The sequence below is a fragment of the Pseudomonas sp. SP16.1 genome, from assembly GCF_052682975.1.
This window is the reverse complement of the sequence record NZ_JBQYFZ010000001.1, coordinates 1,962,850-1,984,516: the sequence shown is the minus strand read 5'-3', so window position 1 is coordinate 1,984,516 and position 21,667 is coordinate 1,962,850. Positions and strand designations below refer to the sequence as shown.

Annotated in this window: 19 protein-coding genes; 5 read left to right on the top strand and 14 right to left on the bottom strand. The window is 65.4% G+C overall.

Going from position 1 to position 21,667, the window contains the following annotated elements:
• The first annotated feature begins 87 nt into the window (after positions 1-87).
• A complete protein-coding gene (locus ACUTAF_RS09630; RefSeq protein ID WP_445579736.1) occupies positions 88-1,449 on the top strand; it encodes a UDP-glucose dehydrogenase family protein in 1,362 nt (453 codons plus the stop codon).
• Between the two features lie 39 nt (positions 1,450-1,488).
• Positions 1,489-2,328 (top strand): UTP--glucose-1-phosphate uridylyltransferase GalU, encoded by an 840-nt coding sequence (gene galU / locus ACUTAF_RS09625; protein ID WP_445579735.1) that lies wholly within the window; start codon positions 1,489-1,491, stop codon positions 2,326-2,328.
• Positions 2,329-2,406: 78 nt separating this feature from the next.
• Here galU and ACUTAF_RS09620 read toward each other — a convergent pair whose 3' ends face one another.
• On the bottom strand, positions 2,407-2,829 hold the full coding sequence (locus ACUTAF_RS09620) for a VOC family protein (protein ID WP_445579734.1): 423 nt from the start codon (positions 2,827-2,829) through the stop codon (positions 2,407-2,409).
• Positions 2,830-2,941: 112 nt separating this feature from the next.
• On the opposite strand from ACUTAF_RS09620, the gene gorA reads away from it, so the two are divergent.
• Genes gorA through ACUTAF_RS09605 form a run of 3 tightly spaced genes read left to right on the top strand, consistent with a single transcriptional unit; the run spans position 2,942 to position 5,314 of the window.
• A complete protein-coding gene (gorA, locus tag ACUTAF_RS09615) occupies positions 2,942-4,300 on the top strand; it encodes a glutathione-disulfide reductase (RefSeq protein WP_445579733.1) in 1,359 nt (452 codons plus the stop codon).
• Between the two features lie 7 nt (positions 4,301-4,307).
• A complete protein-coding gene (locus ACUTAF_RS09610; protein ID WP_445579732.1) occupies positions 4,308-4,931 on the top strand; it encodes a trimeric intracellular cation channel family protein in 624 nt (207 codons plus the stop codon).
• Between the two features lie 2 nt (positions 4,932-4,933).
• Complete coding sequence (locus ACUTAF_RS09605) at positions 4,934-5,314, top strand: VOC family protein (RefSeq protein WP_445579731.1); 381 nt, start codon at positions 4,934-4,936, stop codon at positions 5,312-5,314.
• A 42-nt stretch (positions 5,315-5,356) separates the two neighbouring features.
• Here the strand turns inward: ACUTAF_RS09605 and ACUTAF_RS09600 are convergent, their stop codons facing one another.
• From ACUTAF_RS09600 to ACUTAF_RS09540, 13 genes are all read right to left on the bottom strand, one after another.
• On the bottom strand, positions 5,357-6,247 hold the full coding sequence (locus ACUTAF_RS09600; RefSeq protein ID WP_445579730.1) for a DUF72 domain-containing protein: 891 nt from the start codon (positions 6,245-6,247) through the stop codon (positions 5,357-5,359).
• Positions 6,248-6,563: 316 nt separating this feature from the next.
• A complete protein-coding gene (locus ACUTAF_RS09595; protein ID WP_445579729.1) occupies positions 6,564-7,802 on the bottom strand; it encodes a TIGR02270 family protein in 1,239 nt (412 codons plus the stop codon).
• A gap of 43 nt (positions 7,803-7,845) precedes the next feature.
• Positions 7,846-8,760 (bottom strand): hypothetical protein, encoded by a 915-nt coding sequence (locus tag ACUTAF_RS09590; protein WP_445579728.1) that lies wholly within the window; start codon positions 8,758-8,760, stop codon positions 7,846-7,848.
• 9 nt (positions 8,761-8,769) lie between these two features.
• Positions 8,770-9,810 (bottom strand): DUF4150 domain-containing protein, encoded by a 1,041-nt coding sequence (locus ACUTAF_RS09585; protein WP_096826509.1) that lies wholly within the window; start codon positions 9,808-9,810, stop codon positions 8,770-8,772.
• The gene (locus tag ACUTAF_RS09580; protein WP_445579727.1) at positions 9,810-10,847 is read right to left on the bottom strand and encodes a hypothetical protein; all 1,038 of its coding nucleotides are present in this window, start codon (positions 10,845-10,847) and stop codon (positions 9,810-9,812) included. Before ACUTAF_RS09580 ends, ACUTAF_RS09585 begins: the two co-directional genes overlap by 1 nt.
• Complete coding sequence (locus ACUTAF_RS09575; protein ID WP_445579726.1) at positions 10,844-11,959, bottom strand: DUF2169 family type VI secretion system accessory protein; 1,116 nt, start codon at positions 11,957-11,959, stop codon at positions 10,844-10,846. Before ACUTAF_RS09575 ends, ACUTAF_RS09580 begins: the two co-directional genes overlap by 4 nt.
• Positions 11,960-11,973: 14 nt before the next feature.
• Positions 11,974-12,408 carry a DUF6484 domain-containing protein gene (locus ACUTAF_RS09570; protein WP_445579725.1) on the bottom strand — a complete coding sequence of 145 codons (435 nt, stop codon included), beginning with the start codon at positions 12,406-12,408 and terminating at the stop codon, positions 11,974-11,976.
• A 10-nt stretch (positions 12,409-12,418) separates the two neighbouring features.
• Entirely contained in the window at positions 12,419-14,644 is a 2,226-nt protein-coding gene (locus ACUTAF_RS09565; RefSeq protein WP_445579724.1) for a type VI secretion system Vgr family protein, read from the bottom strand.
• 39 nt (positions 14,645-14,683) lie between these two features.
• A complete protein-coding gene (tssH, locus tag ACUTAF_RS09560) occupies positions 14,684-17,383 on the bottom strand; it encodes a type VI secretion system ATPase TssH (RefSeq protein ID WP_445579723.1) in 2,700 nt (899 codons plus the stop codon).
• Positions 17,376-18,413 (bottom strand): type VI secretion system baseplate subunit TssG, encoded by a 1,038-nt coding sequence (gene tssG, locus ACUTAF_RS09555; protein WP_445579722.1) that lies wholly within the window; start codon positions 18,411-18,413, stop codon positions 17,376-17,378. The genes tssH and tssG overlap by 8 nt, the downstream gene beginning before the upstream one ends.
• Positions 18,377-20,236, bottom strand: a complete 1,860-nt coding sequence (tssF, locus tag ACUTAF_RS09550; protein WP_445579721.1) for a type VI secretion system baseplate subunit TssF — start codon at positions 20,234-20,236, stop codon at positions 18,377-18,379. The genes tssG and tssF overlap by 37 nt, the downstream gene beginning before the upstream one ends.
• Positions 20,233-20,748, bottom strand: a complete 516-nt coding sequence (tssE, locus tag ACUTAF_RS09545; protein ID WP_445579720.1) for a type VI secretion system baseplate subunit TssE — start codon at positions 20,746-20,748, stop codon at positions 20,233-20,235. Before tssE ends, tssF begins: the two co-directional genes overlap by 4 nt.
• Positions 20,748-21,533, bottom strand: a complete 786-nt coding sequence (locus tag ACUTAF_RS09540; protein WP_445579719.1) for a type VI secretion system accessory protein TagJ — start codon at positions 21,531-21,533, stop codon at positions 20,748-20,750. The genes tssE and ACUTAF_RS09540 overlap by 1 nt, the downstream gene beginning before the upstream one ends.
• Positions 21,534-21,667 lie beyond the last annotated feature (134 nt).

Below are 21,667 nucleotides of genomic sequence, written 5' to 3'. Positions count from 1 at the left end.
CGGCTGTCATCGTCCGTTCGCATAATCTTCATATGCCTGCCACCGCGGTCGGCTGCAATCGCTGCAACAGTCCAAGGAGGTGCGGCGATGCGGATCTGCGTGATAGGGGCGGGCTACGTGGGGCTGGTGACGGCGACCTGTTTCGCCGAGATGGGCAACCGCGTGGTGTGCGTCGACCTCGATGGTGAGCGTGTGGCGCGCCTTGCGTGCGGCGAGTTGCCGATCTACGAGCCGGGTCTGGAACCCATGCTCAAGGCGCAACTGGCCAGCGGACAGCTCGGCTTCACCGAGCAGCTCAGGCTCGGTATTCACCGCGCCGACGTGATCTTCATCGCCGTCGGCACGCCTACCAGCGAGGACGGCTCGGCCGATCTGTCCCATGTGCTGGCGGTGGCCGACGAACTGGGCGAGCGCCTCGACCACGCCTGCCTGGTAGTGGACAAGTCCACCGTGCCGGTGGGCACCGCCGAACGTGTCGCGCAAAGGATCAACGGCGGCCTGGCACGGCGTGGGCAGAGCGCCCGCGTCAGCGTGGCGAGCAACCCCGAGTTCCTCAAGGAGGGTTCGGCGGTGGACGACTTCATGCGCCCCGACCGGGTCATAGTCGGTTGCGACGACGAGCGCGGTCGGGAGCTGCTGCGCCAACTCTACGCGCCGTTCCTGCGCAACCACGACCGTCTGCTGTGCATGGGCGTGCGGGCGGCGGAGTTCAGCAAGTACGCGGCCAATGCCTTTCTCGCCACCAAGATTTCCTTCATCAACGAGATGGCCGGCATCTGCGCGCGCCTGGGGGTGGACATCGAGGAAGTGCGCCGCGGCATCGGCAGCGACAAGCGCATTGGCACCCATTTCATCTATGCCGGCTGCGGTTACGGCGGCTCCTGCTTTCCCAAGGATGTGAAGGCGCTGATTCGCACGGCGGAGCACGAAGGCATAGAACCGGGCATTCTGCGCGCGGTGGAGGCGCGTAACGCGCTGCAGAAGACCCTGCTGTTCCAGGCCCTGCGCGAGCATTTCAACGGCCATCTGCAGGGGCGGGTCGTGGCACTGTGGGGGCTGGCGTTCAAGCCGGGCACCGACGATCTGCGCGAGGCGCCCAGTCTGGTGCTGCTCGACGCGCTGCTGGCAGCCGGGGCGCGGGTGCAGGCGTGCGACCCGGTGGCGACCCCGACGCTGGCGAGGCGTTACGCCGAACACCTCGCCGGCGGCCAGCTGCTGCTGAGCGATTCGCCCTATGCGGTCAGCGAGGGCGCCGACGCCCTGGTGCTGGTGACCGAATGGAAGCAGTTCCGCCAGCCGGACTTCCGCCGCGTGCGCGCCGCGATGCGCATGCCGGTGTTGTTCGATGGTCGCAATATCTACGATTCCGGTCAGCTCGCCGAGCTGGGTTTTCTCTATCGCGGCATCGGCCGGCCGGCAGTGGGCGGTTGTCAGGCCAGTGCAGCTTGATAGACTGGCGGCGCATTCAGAACCTTTCAGGGAGTACTAATGATCAAGAAATGCTTGTTCCCCGCGGCCGGCTACGGCACCCGCTTCCTGCCAGCGACCAAGGCCATGCCCAAGGAAATGCTTCCGGTGGTGAACAAGCCGCTGATCCAGTATGGCGTCGAGGAAGCGCTGTCCGCCGGCCTCCATGAGATCGCCATCGTCACCGGCCGCGGCAAGCGCGCGCTGGAAGACCACTTCGACGTCAGCTACGAGCTGGAGCACCAGATCCACGGTACCGACAAGGAGAAGTACCTGACTGGCATCCGCCGCCTGATCGACGAGTGCAGCTTCGCCTATACCCGCCAGGTGGCGATGAAGGGCCTGGGCCACGCCATCCTCTGCGGCCAGCCGCTGATCGGCGACGAACCCTTCGCCGTGGTGCTGGCCGACGACCTGTGCCTGAACCTCGAAGGCGACAGCGTGCTGAGCCAGATGGTCAAGTTGTACAACCAGTTCCGCTGTTCCATCGTCGCGATCCAGGAAGTACCGCGCGAGGAAACCCACAAGTACGGGGTGATCGCCGGCGAGATGCTCCGCGACGACCTCTACCGGGTCAGCAACATGGTGGAAAAACCCAAGCCCGAGGACGCGCCGTCCAACCTGGCGATCATCGGCCGTTACATCCTCACCCCGGATATCTTCGACCTGATCCGCGATACCCCGCCGGGCAAGGGTGGCGAGATCCAGATTACCGACGCGCTGATGCGCCAGGCCCAGCAGGGCTGCGTGATGGCCTACAAATTCAAGGGCCAGCGTTTCGATTGCGGCAGTGCCGAGGGCTATATCGAGGCCACCAACTTCTGCTTCGAAAACCTGTACAAGCCCGGCAAGGCCTATTGAGCCTCGGCACCGGGAGGCGTACGCGCACCATTTATCCGGAGCTCAGCAGAACGCCACCTGAGGGTGGCGTTCTGCGTTTCAGGGGATCGGCATCCGCTCCGATCCAGGCCCCAGCGGCTGGCCGAAGCTGAACTCGACGTAGTTGCCAGCCGGATCGCGCAGGCCGCAGTAGTAGCCGACCGGATAGGGCTCGTCGCGCGGCGGCCAGATCAGGCAGCCGTCGCGCTTGGCCTGCTCGGCGATGCGATCGACCGCGTCGCGGCTCTCCAGGGCGAAACCGAAGTGGCTGTAGTCGTCGCTGGCCAGGTGACGGTCCTGGCCGCCGGGCATGATGACGAAGATGAACTGGTGTTCCTTGCCCGGCTCGGCCATCCAGACAATGCGCGTGCCCTTGCCGGGGCGCTCGTGAATCACGCGCATGGCGCAGTAGCGCTGGTAGAAATCGATGCAGGCGTCCAGATCGGGCACGTGCAGGGCCAGGTGGGTCAGGGTAGGGCGCATGGTATCTCCTCCTCGGCTGTCAGCTTAGCTGTTTCGCCACCGCCGCCGATTGCCCGGCGGCAATGCACGGCGGCTTTCCGGTATGCTGGCGGCCTGTTCAAGGAGGCCTTAGATGACTTACGACTACGACCTGTTCGTGATCGGCGCCGGTTCCGGCGGCGTCCGCGCGGCACGCTTCGCCGCCGGCTACGGTGCCCGGGTGGCGGTGGCGGAAAGCCGCTACCTCGGCGGTACCTGCGTCAACGTCGGCTGCGTGCCGAAGAAGCTCTTGGTCTACGGCGCGCATTTTGCCGAAGACTTCGAGCAGGCCAGCGGTTTCGGCTGGTCGCTGGGCGAGGCGAACTTCGACTGGAAAACGCTGATCGCCAACAAGAACCGCGAAATCCAGCGCCTCAACGGTATCTACCGCAACCTGCTGGAGGGCAGCGGCGTGGCGTTGTTCGAGGGCCACGCGCGAGTCCTCGATGCGCATAGCGTCGAGGTCAACGGCCAGCGCCACAGCGCCGAACGCATCCTTATCGCCACCGGCGGCTGGCCGCAGATACCTGATATTCCGGGTCGCGAACACGCTATCAGCTCCAACGAGGCGTTCTTCCTCGAACAGTTGCCCAGGCGCGTGCTGGTGGTTGGCGGCGGCTATATCGCGGTGGAGTTCGCCTCGATCTTCCACGGCCTCGGTGCGCAGACCTCGCTGCTCTATCGCGGCGAGCTGTTCCTGCGTGGGTTCGACGGTTCGGTGCGCCGGCACCTGAAGGAGGAGCTGAGCAGGAAGGGCCTGGATCTGCAGTTCAACGCGGACATCGCCAGTATCGAAAAACTGGCCGACGGCAGCCTCAGCGCCACCCTCAAGGATGGCCGCGTGCTGCAGGCCGACTGCGTGTTCTATGCCACCGGCCGGCGGCCGATGCTGGACAAGCTCGGTCTGGAAAACGTCGAGGTCAAGCTGGACAAACGCGGTTATATCGAGGTGGACGAACTGTTCCAGACCAGCACGCCGTCGATCCTCGCCATCGGCGACGTGATCGGCCGCGTGCAGCTCACCCCGGTGGCGCTGGCCGAAGGCACGGCCTTGGCGCGCCGGCTGTTCAAGCCGGAGCAGTACCGCCCGCTGGACTACCGGATGATCCCCACTGCGGTGTTCAGCCTGCCGAACATCGGCACCGTCGGCCTGAGCGAGGAACAGGCGGTCGAGGCCGGGCACCGCGTGCAGGTCTTCGAGAGCCGCTTCCGGCCGATGAAGCTGACCCTGACCGAATGCCAGGAGCGCACCCTGATGAAGCTGGTGGTCGATGCCGACAGCGACCGCGTGCTGGGTTGCCACATGGTCGGCCCGGAGGCGGGCGAGATCGTCCAGGGCCTGGCCATCGCGCTCAAGGCCGGCGCCACCAAGCAGGTATTCGACGAGACCATCGGCGTGCACCCGAGCGCGGCCGAGGAGTTCGTCACGATGCGCACGCCGGCCGGTCGCTGAGGACGTCATGCAGCAACTGTTCTATATCGCCGACCTGTTCGGCGTGGCGGTGTTCGCCATCACCGGCGCGCTGATGGCCGGGCGCAAGTCCATGGACCTGTTCGGCGTGCTGGTCATGGCCATCGTCACCGCCCTCGGGGGCGGCACGCTGCGCGATCTGATCCTCGACAACCACCCGGTCAGCTGGATTCGCGACGACACCTATATCCTGGTGGCCTCGCTGGCCGCGCTGGGCACGGTGGTCTGGGTGCGCATGACCCGGCCGATCCACGAGAAGGGCCTGCTGATCGCCGACGCCTTCGGCTTGGCGGTATTCACCGTCTATGGCACCGAACTGGCGCTGCAGCATGGCACACCGATCAGCACCGCGGTGATCATGGGGGTGATGACCGGCGTGGTCGGCGGGGTGATCCGCGACGTGCTGTGCAACGAGATCCCGCTGATCTTCCAGAAGGAAATCTACGCCACCGCCTGCATCGCCGGTGCGCTGACCTTTATCGCTTTGCGCGCGCTGGATACGCCGCACTGGCTCGACACCGGCGCGGCCATGCTGGTGGTGCTGGGCGCGCGCCTGGCGGCCATCCATTGGCATCTGGGCCTTCCACGTTTCCACCTGCTGGACAGGTATTGAGCATGATCGAACGACTGGATCACCTGGTGCTGACCGTGGCCGATATCGACACCACCGTCGCCTTCTACGCACGGGTGCTGGGCATGCGCCACGAGCGCTTCGGCGTCGGGCGCAGCGCCCTGGCGTTCGGCCGGCAGAAGTTCAACCTGCACCAGGCTGGCCGCGAGTTCGAGCCCAAGGCCGCCAGGCCGACACCGGGGGCCATCGACCTGTGTCTGATTACCGACTGGCCAATGACCCGAGTGCTTGCGCATCTGGCCGAGCAGGGCGTGGCCGTGGAGGAGGGACCGGTGGCGCGCACCGGCGCCATCGGGCCGATCGAGTCGGTGTACTTCCGCGACCCGGACGGCAACCTGATCGAAGTCAGCCGCTATCTCGCGTAGGGTGCGCCATGCGCACCGCAGCCGCGACAACCAGGCGTGTGCTTATCGCGCCTCGCCGCCGCGACGCTCTTCCAGGTTCTGCCGCAATTGCCGCGCGTCGTAGGGCGCGCGCACCTTCACATCGTTGTCGAAGTAGCAGTATAGGTCGCGCGGCTGGTGTGGCGGGCGGTGCTGGCTGTCGACCAGCTGCGCGTCTGCGGGCTGGCCACCGGCCGTCCAGGCTTCGATCCGCGCCTGCCAGCGCCGCAAAGCTTCGTCCGAATAGCCGCTGACGTAGAGCTGGGCGTCGCCGTGCAGGCGCAGGTAGAGGAAATCGGCGGTGACGTCTTCGAGGTAGGGCCATTTGCCGGCGGTATCGGCGACCACCAGCGCCACGTTGTGCCGGCGTAACAGGTCGACGAATGCCTGGTTGCGGAAGCTGTCGTTGCGGATCTCCACAGCATGGCGCAGTGGCCGGCTTGGTAAGGCCTCCTGGTAACCGGTGACATGCAGACGGGCGTCAGCATGGCGGGCGAGTTGTCGCCCCTGGTTGGTATCGCTTGGCAGTTGCGCGAGGAAATCACCGAACTGCCTTTCGTCGAAGCGAAAGCTGGGCGGGAACTGCCAGAGTATCGGGCCGAGCTTCTCCTTCAGCGACAGCGGCCCGGACGCGAAGAAATTGGCCAGAGGCTGCTCGATGTCGTCGAGACGGCGCACATGGGTAATGAAACGCGGGGCCTTGACGCTGAAGACGAAATCTTCCGGCGTCTCGGCGTACCAGCCGGTATAGCGCTGTGGCGTCTGCAAGCCATAGAACGAGCCGTTGATCTCGATGCTGTTCACCTCGCGCGAGGCGAATTCCAGCTCCCGGCGCTGGACCAGACCCTTGGGGTAAAAGTCGCCGCGCCAGGGCGCATAGCGCCACCCGGATATGCCGATCCGCACGTCACTCATGCAAACACTCCTGCCTCGTCTGACCAGGCCCTGACACTATTTCCTACCCCTGGGGCGGCAGGAAGTTCAGGCTTTTCGCTGGCCAGGCCCGGTGCTTCGCAGCTGACCTCAAGGCTTAGGCGAAAGAATCCACGGATGTCCCGAGGGCGGGCGCGCTGGGCTCCAAGGGCGTCGGCGAGAACGGCATCGCCGGTGTCGTCGCGGCGGTGGCCGACATGCAGGAACGAACGGGCGGCGTTGCGCTCTGTTCGCGAATAAATTCGCTCCTACAGGAACTGGATCGGAGCATCAACGGCGACGCCGCAGGGCCTGGTAGTCAAACCTTCAGCAAGGCCCGCTGCCGCCAGGCCGGAGCCGCGACGGGAAACAGCACCTCGGTTGGCCGAAAGCGCGCCAGGCCATGGGCGGCCACCCGGCGCTGACGTTGCTGGGCCTGAATCAGCGCCTGCCGGTAACCCTGCTCGCCGATCGGCTGGCCGAGGAAATAGCCCGTGCCGTTGTGGTAGACATCCTTCTCCCGCTGCCACCAGGCCTCGACCAGGTTCGGGTCCGGCCAGGGCAGATTCTCATCGTCGTTCAGCGCGACGTTGGTATCGGTCGGATCGTCATTGGGGCCGGCATCGTAGTCCGGCGTATCGCGCCGCTCCAGATCGAGCAGCGCGAGGTCCACCCCGGTGATCAGGCTGAAGGCCTCGCCGGCGACCCGGGCCTGCGGCACGTCCTGCATCTGCTGGATCAGCCAGGGCAGGCTTAGCGGATCGCCCAGCAGGCCGACCGCCTGGATGACCATACGGCGCTGCTGCGCTTGCGGCATCAACTGACGAATCCAGGCGACGCTGGTTTCTCTGGGCTGCCAGGCCAGTAGCACCGGCAAGGCACGCTGCTGCAGCGGGCCCGGTTGTTCGGCGAACTGGCGCAGCGGCAGCAGCGCCTCCTCGTCGCCCATCTGCACCGTGGCCCAGTTGGCCCAGAAGCGCGCGTTTTCGTCGGCATGCAGGCGATGGGCACGGATCGCCGGCAGCAGATCGCGCCGGCGCAACTCGCCGGCTGTGCGCGCGGCCTGGGCGACAACCGCCGCATCGGCATGCGCCAGGCCTGCAATCAGCGCCGCCCCGGGATCGCGCCGGTGCATGCCGCAGGCGGCCAGGCCGATACAGCGAAACAATGCTTCCGGCGAGCCGGTCAGCTTCTCCACCCAAGGCTCGACGCGCGGCCACTCCAGCCAGCCCAACGCCGCGGCCATGAAACGTGCGCCGTCGGGATGGGCTCGCAGATGCTCGGCCAGCCGCGTCATCGCGGCGGTATTGGCGGTCTCGAAGGCCAGCACCGCAGCCGCGAATATCTCGCCCTGGGCGTTGGGGTCGAGCTGCTGGAGCAGGACATCGAGACCGGCCGGGCCTGCGACACGCAGCCCGTCCAGATGGGCCTCGATACGGTTGTCGAGGGTGGTGAGATGGTTGAGGTCGTAGTGGGGTTCGTGGATGGCGATAGTGCGCAGCAGGCCGAGGAAGGCGGCTTCTTCGGTGTGTTGATGGACCACAGGATTGACTGGCATATAGTTCTATCTGGTCGCTGCATTTGAATGGGTGTTAATTAAGCTAGGTTGGACTTATTTCTTTCCAGTTGGCCCCATCAAAAATGATCACATTGAAATCGGTTGAAAATAGAAGATGCTGATCTCCATATGATAAGAATCCGCCTCCAGGCGACGGTGGTAAGATCGTGTTAACCGAGCTAACGACCGAATTATCAATGCGGAAGAGGTTGCCTTGATCGGTGCATAGGTATATGCCGCCAAATGCCTTCTCTATACTGGAGAATGTCTCCGTTGTTAAATCCTGCTCAAGAATGCGTAAGGTATTGGTATTTCCAATGATGATCGTGCCTTGAGCTCCGGCAGCGATAAAATCTGTCCCTCCCAAATGGCGCACTGCTTCAAGGCGAATATTGGTAGGGCTATCAAGTTGACTCCAGGTTCCATCAGTGCATGTCCATATTTCACCGCCTAGGCCTACTGCGACAAGCCAGTTTTCGCCATTGCCATCAATATCATGCAAGCTGCCGGACTCCAAGCTGGAAAGTGGAATGTAAACTCCCTGATCATAGCGCCGCCAATCTGTTCCACTTAGTTTTCGCCGATAGACTTGACGCCTCGCCCCCGCAACATATACGTGATCGCCGATAATTCTTACGCACCGCAGTGGGCGTAGAAGACTAGGACCTCCATCGGCCTCTTGCTCACCGATGCGCTCCTCATCCGCTCCGTCGAAATCTGCGATTTCGACAAAGCCGTCAATTCCTACAGTTATCAATTTCGCCACATCATTGGTTTGATAGCTGGCGATGCCTGCCAGGCGGTGTTCAAATGACCAGCGATCCCAATCATCATCCTGCAATTCGAACAGAATGGCATGGTGGACATCCTGATCCTCAAGCTCAACAGCAATGCCGGCAACATATATTTTATTGCGATGTAGTATCGAGCAAAAAGTAAATCCGAATTCCTCACTCATAATTATTCCTCAACCTGTTTTCCTTTTTTTCTTAGGTGGCGCATATTTTTCCGCCAAGGTAGGCCTCACATCCTTACCGATCGCCTGAGTATGGGGCTCATTCAATGTGCGGGTGCCATCTTTCCCATAGAAATCATCAAGCTGCGCCTCAAGGCAACTGCGTTTGCATTGAGAACCCTTGAATACCTCGGCATGGGCATCTAAACACGCAGTTTTTCCAGCGCTGTAGTTCCACCCCCCATTAGGTTTGCTGCTGTCATGGCGAGCTCCACCAAGCATATGAGATTCCTCATGGGTTCCTTGAATATCATGCATGCCTCGGTGAACTGTTCCACGAGAGCGGAAACGATTGGCGCATACACAAGGGGCAGCGTTGTAACCCGAGGAATCTTGCGCACTAGGAAAGTTGGAGTTGCCCTTAACCCAATGGTCTTCAATCATGTGATGCCCGGTAGTGTCAGGCTTGCAGCAGGTGTCCTTATCTTGCCCCTTGGGCACTAGCAGGCAGCGCTGGGCATCTTTGCATTCCTGCTTACAGTTCTCGATTGTTTGGCCTTCGCAGGCTTCTTTACCTTTCTTAATTTCATCCTCGCAGGCCTTCTGAACTGCTGTGCTCATTTTCGAGACATGCGCCATTGGTGGCGAGTTGCCGTTGGGAGAGGCATGGTTGTGGGTGGTCATATCCATATGACGAACAACGTTCTCGCTCTCAAACTTGACGTTCATCGACCAAGCGATGAAATAAACTTTACCCTTGATCTTGCTGGTGATTACTCCCTTCTTCGGTGCACAACCTGCTTCGTCGCCATAGCTGGTCTTGAAGTAGCTCTTATTCTTGAGCATCACCTCCTTGCCGGTGATCTTTACCGTGCGAGTGCCGTTGGTGGTGTCCTTAGACATGCCGGTGTTGGGGTAGGGGATGGGCACACCGGGCGGGGTAGCAGGGGTCTGTGGCGGAGTGAAGCAGACATCCGGGAAAGCGGCGATGGATTTACCGTCGGCCGACTTGCACGACACTTCCATATTGTTGGCATACACCTCGTTGGCCATCAGGCGGCCCTCACCGGTTGGTAGCTGAGCAGGGCGGCGGCGCGTTGGCCGGCGTCGTTGCCGAGGTGACAGAGGATGTTCGGGCCATCGCCGTAAGCCTTGCGGCTGGCGGCCAGGGTCACGGCGAGCATGGCCGGACCGATGGCGGCGCCGACTTCGCCGATGCAGTCGGCCGGGTGCCAGATATGGAAGAACTCCTTGCGCACGCGCAGGCTGCGGCTCAGCGCCAGCGAGGCTTCCTTGAAGTAGTACTGCTCGCCGGACAGGTCGGTGATGCGGTAGTCCATCTGTTCCAGGCCGCAGCCCATTTCCGCCAGCGCGGCGCGGATGGCCTGGGTCAGGCCCTCGGCACGCAGCGGGATGTCTTCGCTTTCCACCGTCGCCGCCTCCATGCCGAAGCCCAGGCCGAGGCAGGCCAGTTGCGGTTCCTCGCTGGCCACCGGAGCGCCCACCACCACCGCCGCGGCGCCTTCGCCGGGGATAAAGCCGTTGGAGTTCTGGCTGGTCAGCAGACGCTCGCGTTCCTCGAAGGCGGCCAGGGTCGGGGCGCTGAGGAAGGAGTCGACGCCGGCGATCAGCACATGGCGATGGCCGCCCTGGTAGATCAGTTTGCGTGCATTGAGCAGGGCCACAGCGGCGCTGACCCGGCCGCGGGCGATGACGTTGGAGCTGGGGTGAAAGGTCAAGCCCAGCTCGCGTTCGATATCGCGCAGCAATTCGCTATCCAGGCCGTCGAGGCGACCGGGCCGTTCCTGTTCGGCGACGCCGAGCAGCAGCGGGGTCTGCGCCGGATCGACGCCGGGCGCGTTCTGCAAGGCTTCGGCAATGGCGCGGGCGGCCATTTTTATCAGCTTGGCGCGGCCGCGCCAGGGTTGTTCCAGCGGCACGCTGGCGGCGATCAGCCATTCCCCGCCACGGTCGATGAAGCGGGTCTCCTGGAAGTTGTCGATGGCGCAGCGAATCGCCGCGCAGCTGGCCGGAGCGCTGAGGCCGACCGCGCTGACCATGCCGGAGCCGAGAATGCACAGGGCGCTCATCGGTCGGCCTCCGTCGCCTGGTGTCTGGACTTGACCAGGCTGCCGAGACCGGCGTGGTAATCCTTGCCCAGCTCGCGGGCACGCCACCAGGCGCGCGACATGCTGCCCACCAGCACCTGGGCGATCTCGAACATGTTGCGCTTGAGCGGTCGGCTGGTGCGCCAGGTCAGCTGCACCTGGCGCGCCTCGGTGTCGATCAGCAGGGTGTCGATCACCGCATGCACCGTCTCGTGGCCGCCCTTGTTGAGAAAGAAGGTTACCGGCACGGCCATCTGCGGAATGCGAAAGCCCGCGCGTTCCTGCGCCGTGAGGTTGAGCAGCAGCACTTCCTCGCCGCCCTTGAGATGATCGGTCTGCTGGTCGGCCGGCGCGGCCTGGAAGTAACGGTTGTCGAAGTCGGCCGGCAGGAAGGGAAAGCAGTCCGCCAGCCAGGCCTCGTCGTAGGTGCCCGCAAAGGCGGCGCGCTGTGGCCAGTGCCGGCCAATCGGGCCGAGCGCCATGGGGCGGAAGTCGCCATGCGGGCTGTCGATGGGTTTGCCCAGCTCCTCGGTGCTGGGCATCGGCATGCCGAGCATGTCGGCGCTGTCCGTGCCGCGCGGGTACCAGCCGATGCCCGTCGGGTTATTGGGGTAAGCATGCTGTTGTTCGGGGTTACCCTTGACCGGATGGCTACCGCCAAAGGCCTGGGCGTAGGAAATCGATTGTTCGAGAAAAGGCTGCGGCAGCCCGGGGGCGACGCCGAGCAGGCCCGGCTGCCAGTGCCTGGGGCCGAGTACCGAGAAGGCCTTGCCGACACGGCCAACGCGGATGCCGGCGGTGATCTGGGTCGCCGGCCTGCCGCCCGGCGCATGGGCCTTGCCCTGCACCAGCACGTCGCAGAAGGGTTTGCTCGGGGCGAAGTCCATCTCCTGCAGTGGCGCGCTGAGGCCCGGTTCGCCATGGAAGGTATCGGCCATCAGCAGCGGCTGTTGGGTATCGAGCAGGCGCACCTCACGGCCGTCCAGCGGCAGGTCGAAGGTACCCTTGGCGATCACCACCAGCGACTCGCGGCCATCGGGCGCCAGGCCTTGGGTAAAGGCCGCCATCAGTCGGGTCGCGTTGAGCAGTTCCATATGCCATGCGCCTTCTAGTTGATCTGCACCGAGCCGCCCTTGATGCGGTTGACTCCACTGGAGCGGCTGGAAAGGTAGGCGCCCTGGATGAGCACCTTGCCGGCGCGGGTCAAGGTGATGCTGGCCTTGCCGCAGCGCAACACGATTTCCTGCTCGGCGCGCAGCTCCAGGCGTTCGTCATCCATCTGCACTTGGGGTGGCGGCGCGGCGCCGAGCAGACGGCCGATAACCAGTGGGCGCAGCGGGTCGCCGTTCTCGAACATCAGCGCGACCTGTGCGCCGATATCCGCGGTGGTCAGCGCCGCCATGCTGCGCGCGGTTACACCTTGGGCCTCGGCACAGCCGGGAAAGCTCACCTGCGGCGCGCCATCCTCGGGCAGGGCGAGCAGGGTGCCGATCATCACGCCGTCGAGGCGCGCCTGGCTGGGCAGGAAGTATTGAACCGTCATAGCTGGGCTCCTAGTTCTGCAGAATCTTCTGACCCTTGATCACCACGTTCTTGCTCGCCTTGACGTTGATCGCCCCGGAGCCGTCGATAGAGATGTCCTTGCCGCGAATGGTGATGGTGCCGTCCTTCTTCATGGTGATGCTGGCCGAGCCGGTGGTCAGGGTGATGGAGTCGCCGGCGGTCAATGAAAAATTCTTGCCCACGTCCAGGCTGTCGTTCTGGCTGACCGAGGTATCGCGGCTCTGGCCGACGCTGCGCGACTCGTTCTTGCCGATGTCGGTGGTCTGGTTGCTGCCGATGCTGATGCTTTCGTTGTCGCCGACCTTCTCGGTGCGATTGGCGCCGATGGTGATGGTCTCGTCGCTGCCGACATCCTCGGTACGGTTGGTACCGATGCTGATCTTCTCGTTGCTGCCGACCTTCTCGGTGCGGTTGGCGCCGATGGTGATGGTCTCGTCGCTGCCGACATCCTCGGTGCGGTTGGCGCCGATGCTGATGGTCTCGTTACTGCCGACCTTCTCGGTGCGATCGACGCCGATGGTGATGGTCTCGTTGTTGCCGACCTTCTCGGTGCGATCGACGCCGATGGTGATGGTCTCGTTGTTGTCCACCGTCTCGGTGCGGTCGTGTTTGACGTGCACCGTCTCGTCGTTGTCGATGGTCTTGCTGCGGTCGTGGCCGACCCAGTGGGTCTCGTCGTTCTCGACCTCGATGTCCTGGTTCTTTTCCGCGTGGATGAACAGCTGCTCCTCGCCCTTCTTGTCCTCCATGCGGATCTCGTTGAAGTTGGCCGGCGTGCCTTCCTTGCTCGAACGGCTCTTGACCCCGCTCTGGGTGGCGTTGGCGGGCAGGTCGTAGGGCACCGTCTGCTCGGCGTTGTAGACGCGGCCGGTGATGATCGGCCGGTCCGGGTCGCCTTCGAGGAAGCTGACGATCACCTCCTGGCCGATGCGCGGAATCTGGATCGCGCCCCAGTTCTTGCCGGCCCAGGCCTGGGACACGCGCATCCAGCAGGAGCTATTCTCGTCGGACTGGTCGTGGCGGTCCCAGTAGAAGTGCACCTTGACCCGGCCGTACTGGTCGGTCCAGATCTCCTCGCCGCTGGGGCCGACCACCATGGCCGTCTGCGGCCCGCGCACGATGGGCATCGGGGTCAGCGGCAGGGGGCGAAAGGCCTGGCTGGCGTCCATGCAGTCCAGCTCGCTGGTGAACTGCTCCATGTTGTCGCCGAAGCCGGTTTCATAGGGTTCCTGCTGGATGCGGTAGCGCGCACCGACCACCAGGTATTCGCGGTTCTGGTCGGCGCGGTCATAGCCGCTGAGCTTGAACAGATGCCCCGAGCCCAGCCCGCGGGCGCGGCCGCGCAGTTGCACGCGTTCGAACAGGGTATGGATGGCCTCGATACGGGTGCGCGCGTAATGCTCGCCATCCTTGCTCTGCACGTACTCGCCGGGGTAGTCGAATAGCGGGTATTCAGCATTGCTGTGGCTGCGCGACACGCTGGAGCGCACCTCCAAACTGGCGCTGGGGCGCTGGAAGTCGTAGTCGGTCAGCGCCAGCGCTCCGGGCTGGACTTCGCGCGCCAGCTGCCAGTCGTAGAAGTGATCGCGCTCGCGCATCTGCTGCTCGGGCGGGAAGAAGGGCACCGAGGCGTAGCCGTCCACCGTCGAATGGGCGCCGTAGGCGTCGGCCAGCACCAACACGTGGCGCGATTTCTCGTGGCGGAAGTAGTAGTAGATGCCTTCCTGCTCCATCAGCCGGCTGACGAAGTCGAAGCTGGTCTCGCGGTACTGCACGCAGTATTCCCACTCGCGGTAGCTGCCGCTGAGGCTGTCCTCGAAGTCGGAGAATCCCAGGTCGCGGAACACCTGTTTGATGATGTCCGGCACGGTCTTGTTCTGGAAGATGCGGCAGTCCGAAGTGCGGCTGAGCAGCCACAGCCACGGCCGCAGCGTCACCCGGTAGCCGGCGTACTGGCCGATGCCGACGGTCTGCCGGCAACTGCAGACGATGCCGTGGAAATGGCGCTCGCCGCCGTCGTACAGCTCCAGCGACAGGCCCATGGGCTTGCCCAGCAACTGGTCGAACTTGACCGAGGCGTCCTCCGAGATCAGCTCCAGGTGGTACTGGAAGGGCCGGCCCAGCTCCTCGCTGCCCTCCAGGCTCTGCAGCAGCAGGACATTGGCGCCCAGCGGGCCGTTGACCTGCACCAGGCGCTGGGATTGGGTCAATGCCATGCACGTTCTCCCTTGGCGATCGCGACCATCACGACCGCGCTACTCGAAGCGGTAACTGAACTGGCCGTTCTCGGTGCCGATATGCACGCCGGCCAGCGGCTTGCCCTCCAGCAGCCGACCGAGAAACTCGCGCGACAGATCCGGCAGCAGGCTGTTGGTGAGAATGGCGTCGATCTGCCGGCCGCCGCTCTCGGCCTCGGTGCAGCGCGACACCACCAGATCGAGCACGCTCTGATCGTAGTCGAACGGCACCTTGTGCGTGGCTTCCACCCGTTTCTTGATCCGGTCCAACTGCAGCCGACTGATGCTCTCGAGCATCTTGTCGCTGAGCGGGTAGTAGGGAATGGTCACCAGGCGGCCGAGCAGGGCCGGCGGGAACACCTTGAGCAGCGGCTCGCGCAGCGACTTGGCGATGGCCTCCGGGTCGGGCATCAGCTCGGGGTCGCTGCACAGGCCGGCGATCATCTCGGTGCCGGCGTTGGTGGTGAGCAGGATCAGGCAGTTCTTGAAATCGATCATGCGGCCTTCGCCGTCCTCCATCACGCCCTTGTCGAACACCTGGAAGAAGATCTCGTGCACGTCCGGGTGGGCCTTCTCCACCTCGTCCAGCAGTACCACGCTGTAGGGCTTGCGCCTGACCGCCTCGGTCAGCACGCCGCCTTCGCCGTAGCCGACGTAGCCGGGCGGGGCGCCCTTCAGGGTGGAGACGGTGTGCGCCTCCTGGAACTCGCTCATGTTGATGGTGATGACGTTCTGCTCGCCGCCGTACATGGCCTCGGCCAGGGCCAGCGCGGTCTCGGTCTTGCCTACGCCGGAGGTGCCGGCGAGGAGGAACACGCCGATCGGCTTGCTCGGGTTGTCCAGGCCGGCGCGCGAGGTCTGGATGCGCTTGGCGATCATCGACAGGGCGTGGTCCTGGCCGATGATGCGCTTCTTCAGGTGTTCGTCGAGACGCAGCACGGTGTCGATCTCGTTGCGCGCCATGCGCCCGACCGGGATGCCGGTCCAGTCGGCCACCACCGAGGCCACGGCCTGGTAATCGACCGTAGGCAGGATCAGCGGGTTTTCCCCTTGCAGAGCGTTCAGATCATTCTGCAGTTCGCTGAGTCGGGCACGCAGAGCCTCCAGTTCCTCCTGGCTCAGGGCAGGGGTGTCGGCGCCACCTTCGCGGCTGGTGCCATCCACCGGCTCGGCGGCGGCGCGCAGGCTGGCGCGGGTGGCCAGCAGCTCGTCGACCAGGGCCTTTTCCTCGGCCCAGCGCGCTTCCAGCTCGACCAGACGGGTGCGCTCCTCATCCAGGGCAGCCTGGGTATCGATCTCGCGATTGCCGATGGCGATGCCGATGGCCTGTTCGCGGCCGATGATGGCCAGCTCGGTCTCCAGCGCCTCGATACGCCGGCGGCTGTCGTCCACCTCGGCCGGCACTGCGTGCAGGCTGATGGCGACGCGGGCGCAGGCGGTGTCGAGCAGGCTCACCGACTTGTCCGGCAACTGGCGCGCCGGGATGTAGCGATGCGACAGCTTGACCGCGGCCTCCAGCGCCTCGTCGAGGATCTGCACCTTGTGGTGCTGCTCCATGGTCGAGGCCACGCCGCGCATCATCAGGATCGCCTTGTGCTCGGACGGCTCGTCCACCTGCACCACCTGAAAGCGCCGGGTCAGCGCCGGGTCCTTCTCGATATGCTTCTTGTACTCGGCCCAGGTGGTGGCGGCCACAGTGCGCAGGGTGCCGCGCGCCAGCGCCGGCTTGAGCAGGTTGGCGGCGTCGCCGGTGCCGGCCGCGCCGCCGGCGCCGACCAGGGTGTGGGCCTCGTCGATGAACAGGATGATCGGCTTGGGCGAGCTCTGCACGTCCTCGATCACCTGGCGCAGGCGCTGCTCGAACTCGCCCTTCATGCTCGCGCCGGCCTGCAGCAGGCCGACGTCGAGGGCGCGCAGTTCGACGTCCTTGAGGCTCGGCGGTACGTCGCCGGCGACGATGCGCAGGGCGAAGCCCTCGACCACCGCGGTCTTGCCGACGCCGGCCTCGCCGGTGAGGATCGGGTTGTTCTGACGGCGGCGCATGAGGATGTCCACCAGCTGACGGATCTCCTCGTCGCGCCCGACTATGGGGTCGAGCTTGCCGCTGCGCGCCTGCTCGGTGAGGTCGACGGTGAAGCGCTTGAGCGCCTCCTGCTTGCCCATGGCGCTGGGGGCCATGGCGCCGCTGGCTTCGCCCGGCGCGCCGGCGGCGTTGAAGCCGTCGCTGGCGGAAAGGCCGTTTTCCGGCGAGTTGCCGACGTATTCGTCGAAGCGTTCGATCAGGTTCTCCACCTTGATCTTGTCGAACTCGCGGGAGATCGCCGACAGCGCGTGGCGCAGGCTCGGCGTCTTGAGGATGCCGACGATCAGGTAGGCGGTGCGCACCTGGCTCTCGCCGAACATCAGGCTGCCGTAGACCCAGCCGCGCTCGACGGCCTCCTCGACGTGCGACGACAGGTCGGTGATCGAGGTGGAGCCGCGCGGCAGGCGATCCAGCGCCTCGGTGATGTCCTTGGCCAGGCGCGCCGGGTCGAGACTGAACTGGCGCACCAGCTGGTGCAGGTCGGAATCCTGCAGTTGGAGGATCTGGTGCAGCCAGTGCACCAGCTCGACATAGGGATTGCCACGCAGCTTGCAGAACACCGTGGCGGCTTCGATGGCCTTGTAGGCCAGGCTGTTCAACTTGCCGAACAGCGCGGCGCGGCTGATCTCACTCATGTTCGCAGCTCCTCGAATCTGGGGTGGATTGGCAGGCGTAGTCGCGCACCAGCGAGAGGTCGTCGGGGTCGTGCAACGGGGTGCCGAGCCAGGTGTTGAAGCCGAGCTGGGTGCCGCCGTCGAGGTCGATGCGCGGCACCTCCTGGCAACGCAGCACCAGGTTGACCTCCCAGTCCAGCTCGTCACCCTGGTGCTGGGCGACCCAGGCGGCCAGCTCGGCGAAGTTGTCCTGGCCCGGTAGCAGGCGTTGGTACTGCTCGAGGCTCAGCGGGCCGAGACGGATGCGGAACTTGTGCTGGCGGTCCCACACGTGCGTGCCCAGGCACAGGTCGCCGCCCAGGGTGCAGGCGGACGCGCCGACCTGGCTGTAGTGCGGCAGCTGCAGCCATTGGCCGACGTACTCCTCGATGCGCACCGGCACCTCGAAGTAGTGTTCGAGGATGCTGCGCAGGCCGTCCGGGTAGCGGGTCTGCGCCGCCAGGTGGCCGCTGTAGTGCAGGCTCGCCGAGTCGGCCAGCGGGCCCTGGCCGAGCAGGCTCTGCATCCCGCGGCCGGACAGCGCCGCCAGGCGCATCGACCAGTAGTCGTCGTCCGGCCGGTCGTGACTGACGGTCGGCCGCGCCTCGGCCCAGGCGCGGTAGAACAGGGTCAGCAGACGATGGTGGAAGATGTCGAGAAAGCGCTTGAAGGTGGCATCGCCATTGTTGCGTTGGCGTTCGCGAGCGTACTCGGTCAGGTGCAGTGGCAGCGGGCCATTGGGGCCGGTCAGGCCGAAGAAGAACTGTTCGATGCGCGGCACCTGGCCCTGTTTCACGCTGGCCAGGGTGGACGGAGCGAAACCGCAGTCGGGCTGCTGGCCGAGGCGCAGCGGGTCGTCGGCCAGGCGCACCGAGTGGCCGAGGCGCGGCCGGTCGGCCGCCTCGCACTCGATGCGCCGCAGCGCCTGGAAGAAATCGTAGCCCCAGGGCGCGTCGGCCATCTCGCTGGCGCTGCCTAGATGTTCGGGCGGCGACCCGGCTGAGCCTGCCATCGCATGATCTCTCCGCGCTCAGTGGTGCGCAGCACCGTTTCGGTAAAGCTGTTGATCGACACGTAACGGGCGAGAAAGCGCTCGAACACCGCGCCGAGTAGGTAGACGCCGGTGCCGCGAAAGGCGTTCTCGTCGAATTCCAGGCTGATCTCCAGGCCGCGGCCGAAGACGATCGGCCCGGGCATCGGCAGGCGCCGGGTGCAGGGCCTGCTGCGCACCTCGCGCAGGCCCTCGATCTGCAGCTGCAGCGCCGAATCGGCCGGATCGCCATACAGGCGCAGCAGCTCACGCAGTGCCGCGGCGCCCTGGCCGTGCTCGCTGAGCGACAGGTAGTTGAGCGACAGCTGGCTGATCAGGCGCCAGGCGCTGGCATCGTGGGCGCGGCTGGCACGCGGCCGGCTCGGCCCGGCCAGGCAGCGCACCGCCTGCACCGGGGCGCTGTCCTCCAGGGTGAAATCGCTCTTGCCGGTGCCGATCGGCATCAGCAGCGGCAGGTCGCGGTTGGTGCACAGCGCGCCGATGCCCAGTTGGCGAAGGTCGTGGCGGTAGGGCGCCTGGTTGACGTCGACCAGGGAAACGAAGGTCTCGCTGCCGACGTAGGTGGAACGCGGCCCGCGTCGGCGCGCCTGGCTCGACAGCCGGCGCGGCTCGCGGCGTACCACGTAGTAGGCCTGCTCGCGGCCGTAACGGGCCGGGTCGCGAATCGCGTAGAAGGGCTGGAACGGCTGCTCGGGGCCGCTGCCGTGGCCGCTGACCTGGGTCAGCGAGTGGATCTCGAAGTCCAGCGGGCGGGTGCGGTCGGCGATCACCTGGTGTTCGTGCACGCGGTCGCTGAGGTGGATGCGGTCGGCGCGGCGCGGGAACAGGTTGATCGCCGGGGTGCAGAAGGGCACGAACTGGGCGGCCGACACCGCGCCTTCCAGGCTGCCGTCCAGGCGACTGAACAGCACCACCAGTTCCAGCTCCTGGGCGTTGCAGCGCACCACGCCGCGCGCAAGGCCGCTGAACTCGACGAACAGGAAGCGGTTGGGCAGGGCGAAGTATTCCTGCAGCAGGCGGTAGCCCTGAAAGGCGCGCGGCACCACCGGCAGCGCGGCGTCCGCGTCGTCGAAGCCGCGCGCCTGGATACAGGCCAGCGGCAGGCGTTCGACCCACTCGCCGTCGAGGCTCTTGACGAACAGGGCGCAGGCGTTGCCCAGCAGCTGTTCGTAGAGGCGAAACGGTTGCTCGTCGGCACCATTGAGAAACAGCGGCAGGCTGTCCAGCGCCAGGGCCTTGAAGGGCATGCCGGCGCCGCACTTGAGGCGGATGCGCAGGCCGGCCTTGGCCCTGGGTTCTGCGGCGGCGAGACGGCCGAGGGCGGTGGCGGGGTTGCCGAAATACTCGGCGCGGCTGACGCTCAGCGGCCAAAGCGTCACGTCGTGGCAAGTACGGTACTCGCAGGCGGTCTGCTCCTCGAGGCCGAGCTGACCGCGCAGCGCGGCGCCTCGTTCGACGCGAAAGCCGCTGGCCAGCGAGCCCTCCTCGGGATCGGCGCACAGTTGCACTACGGCCACCGAGGGCGTCGGTGCCAGGTAATGCGGGTAGGCGATCTCCAGCAGGTTATGGGTGAAGGTGGGGTACTCGGCATCGAGTTTCAGGTGCACGCGCGCGGTGAGATAGGCGAAGCCCTCCAGCAGGCGTTCGACGTAGGGATCGGCGCAGTCGATGCCGGACAGGGTCAGGCGGCTGGCGATCTTGGGGAACTCGGCGGCGAACTCCGCGGCGCTTTCGCGGATGTGCTGCAGCTCCTGGTTGTAGTAGTCGAGCAGGCGCGGGTTCATGCGCGCCTCCTGCCGGTGTCGGACGGCGCCACCTTGATATGCCCGGTCTCCAGGTCGAGGTCGGTGGACAGCAGCAGTCGCAGCGGTACCGGTTCGGCCCAAAGGTCGGCCTCGATCTCGAAGCTCAGGGCGTTGTGATTCATCTCGTCGCTTTCCAGCTGCGCCCGCACCCGCAGCGAGCCCCTGAGCAGGCGCGGCTCGTAGGTTTCGATGATCTCACTGAGCAGGGCCTCGACCTGATGCACATCGATGCTCGAGGCGGTATGCCCGGACAGTGGCGGCAAGCCGAAGTTGATCACCGAGCTGCCGGCCGGCATCTGCGCGGCTGATTCGACGTCGAACAGCGCCGTGGTGTTGAGCAGCCAGGAAAGGTCGCGCAACACCGAGGCCTTCAGCTGGCCCTGGTTCATGACCCTGCGTTCGGCACTTTCCTTTGGGTTGCCCGGGTCTTCGTCGGTCAGACGATCGAGCAGGGAGGGCTGCAGCCGCTCCTGCAGGGTCAGTTCGGCCATCAGGCGCCCCCTTCGGCGAAACGCAGGCTGCGCAGCTCGAACAGCGCGGTCTCGCCCTGATCGGTGGCGAACAGACGCTGGCCGATGGGCAGGCCGTTGTCCAGCCACTCGACCTTGCGCGCCAGACGCGCGGCATCGTCGCCAAGCAGGGCGGTGTCGGGATAGCGGCTGGGGATCAGTGCCACGGTGCTGCCGCCGTTGCGCAGGGTCAGCTCGGCCGGCATCCACACTAGGTCGCGCAGGTCGCTGGGCGCCTCGCAGGCCAGGCTGGCGAGGTTCTCCATCGGCAGCCAGACGTAGCGGCCGTTGACGATCAGCTCCAGCACCGGGCCGAGTCGCGGGTCGGCATCGGCGCACCAGGCGAAGGCCTCGCCATTGAGCTCACCGGCGATAGCCGGGGCGGCGTCGAAGGCCTGTTCGCGCAACCGCACGGCGGCCTCGGCATGGCCTTCGGCATCCAGTTTGAGCGCCTGGATCAGCGGCGCCAGCCAGTCCGCCGGCTGGCCTAGCAGCACCGGGGTCAGCCGCCCGGCGAAGACTTCGCCGCGCAGCGCCTCGCATTCCAGCGCCGAGCGGTAGGTCTGCACCATGGCCAGGGCGCCGGCATCCAGCTCGCCGGCGACCTTGAGCTGGTTCTGCGCGCGCCCCCACTGGCCGAGCACGGCCAGCAGCTGGAACAGGAAGACGCGTAGCGCGGGGTTGGACGGCTGGCTGCGCACCTGATCCTGCAGGGCGTTCAGGGCCTCGTCCAGCTGACCGGCACGCACAAGTTCATCGGCATTCATCGCTGCGTCCTTCCGTACGTGTGCCACGCAGCACTGGCGCTGCGGGTTGCCGCTGTTTTGGCCTTTGGCGGCGATGCCAGGCGTGCGCGCCGAGCGCCTGCGCTGGTGCCATGGCCGACGAGACGAGCGCCCGG

Excerpts from the sequence above, each read along its gene's own strand:
- ACUTAF_RS09630 (WP_445579736.1), top strand. The coding sequence starts at position 88 with ATGCGGATCTGCGTGATAGGGGCGGGCTACGTGGGGCTGGTGACGGCG.
- gorA (WP_445579733.1), top strand. The coding sequence starts at position 2,942 with ATGACTTACGACTACGACCTGTTCGTGATCGGCGCCGGTTCCGGCGGC.
- ACUTAF_RS09580 (WP_445579727.1), bottom strand. The coding sequence starts at position 10,847 with ATGAGCGCCCTGTGCATTCTCGGCTCCGGCATGGTCAGCGCGGTCGGC.
- tssE (WP_445579720.1), bottom strand. The coding sequence starts at position 20,748 with ATGGCCGAACTGACCCTGCAGGAGCGGCTGCAGCCCTCCCTGCTCGAT.
- tssG (WP_445579722.1), bottom strand. The coding sequence starts at position 18,413 with ATGGCAGGCTCAGCCGGGTCGCCGCCCGAACATCTAGGCAGCGCCAGC.
- ACUTAF_RS09565 (WP_445579724.1), bottom strand. The coding sequence starts at position 14,644 with ATGGCATTGACCCAATCCCAGCGCCTGGTGCAGGTCAACGGCCCGCTG.
- ACUTAF_RS09570 (WP_445579725.1), bottom strand. The coding sequence starts at position 12,408 with ATGACGGTTCAATACTTCCTGCCCAGCCAGGCGCGCCTCGACGGCGTG.
- tssF (WP_445579721.1), bottom strand. The coding sequence starts at position 20,236 with ATGAACCCGCGCCTGCTCGACTACTACAACCAGGAGCTGCAGCACATC.
- ACUTAF_RS09590 (WP_445579728.1), bottom strand. The coding sequence starts at position 8,760 with ATGAGTGAGGAATTCGGATTTACTTTTTGCTCGATACTACATCGCAAT.
- ACUTAF_RS09595 (WP_445579729.1), bottom strand. The coding sequence starts at position 7,802 with ATGCCAGTCAATCCTGTGGTCCATCAACACACCGAAGAAGCCGCCTTC.
- ACUTAF_RS09620 (WP_445579734.1), bottom strand. The coding sequence starts at position 2,829 with ATGCGCCCTACCCTGACCCACCTGGCCCTGCACGTGCCCGATCTGGAC.
- tssH (WP_445579723.1), bottom strand. The coding sequence starts at position 17,383 with ATGAGTGAGATCAGCCGCGCCGCGCTGTTCGGCAAGTTGAACAGCCTG.
- ACUTAF_RS09605 (WP_445579731.1), top strand. The coding sequence starts at position 4,934 with ATGATCGAACGACTGGATCACCTGGTGCTGACCGTGGCCGATATCGAC.
- ACUTAF_RS09610 (WP_445579732.1), top strand. The coding sequence starts at position 4,308 with ATGCAGCAACTGTTCTATATCGCCGACCTGTTCGGCGTGGCGGTGTTC.
- ACUTAF_RS09540 (WP_445579719.1), bottom strand. The coding sequence starts at position 21,533 with ATGAATGCCGATGAACTTGTGCGTGCCGGTCAGCTGGACGAGGCCCTG.
- ACUTAF_RS09600 (WP_445579730.1), bottom strand. The coding sequence starts at position 6,247 with ATGAGTGACGTGCGGATCGGCATATCCGGGTGGCGCTATGCGCCCTGG.
- galU (WP_445579735.1), top strand. The coding sequence starts at position 1,489 with ATGATCAAGAAATGCTTGTTCCCCGCGGCCGGCTACGGCACCCGCTTC.
- ACUTAF_RS09585 (WP_096826509.1), bottom strand. The coding sequence starts at position 9,810 with ATGGCCAACGAGGTGTATGCCAACAATATGGAAGTGTCGTGCAAGTCG.
- ACUTAF_RS09575 (WP_445579726.1), bottom strand. The coding sequence starts at position 11,959 with ATGGAACTGCTCAACGCGACCCGACTGATGGCGGCCTTTACCCAAGGC.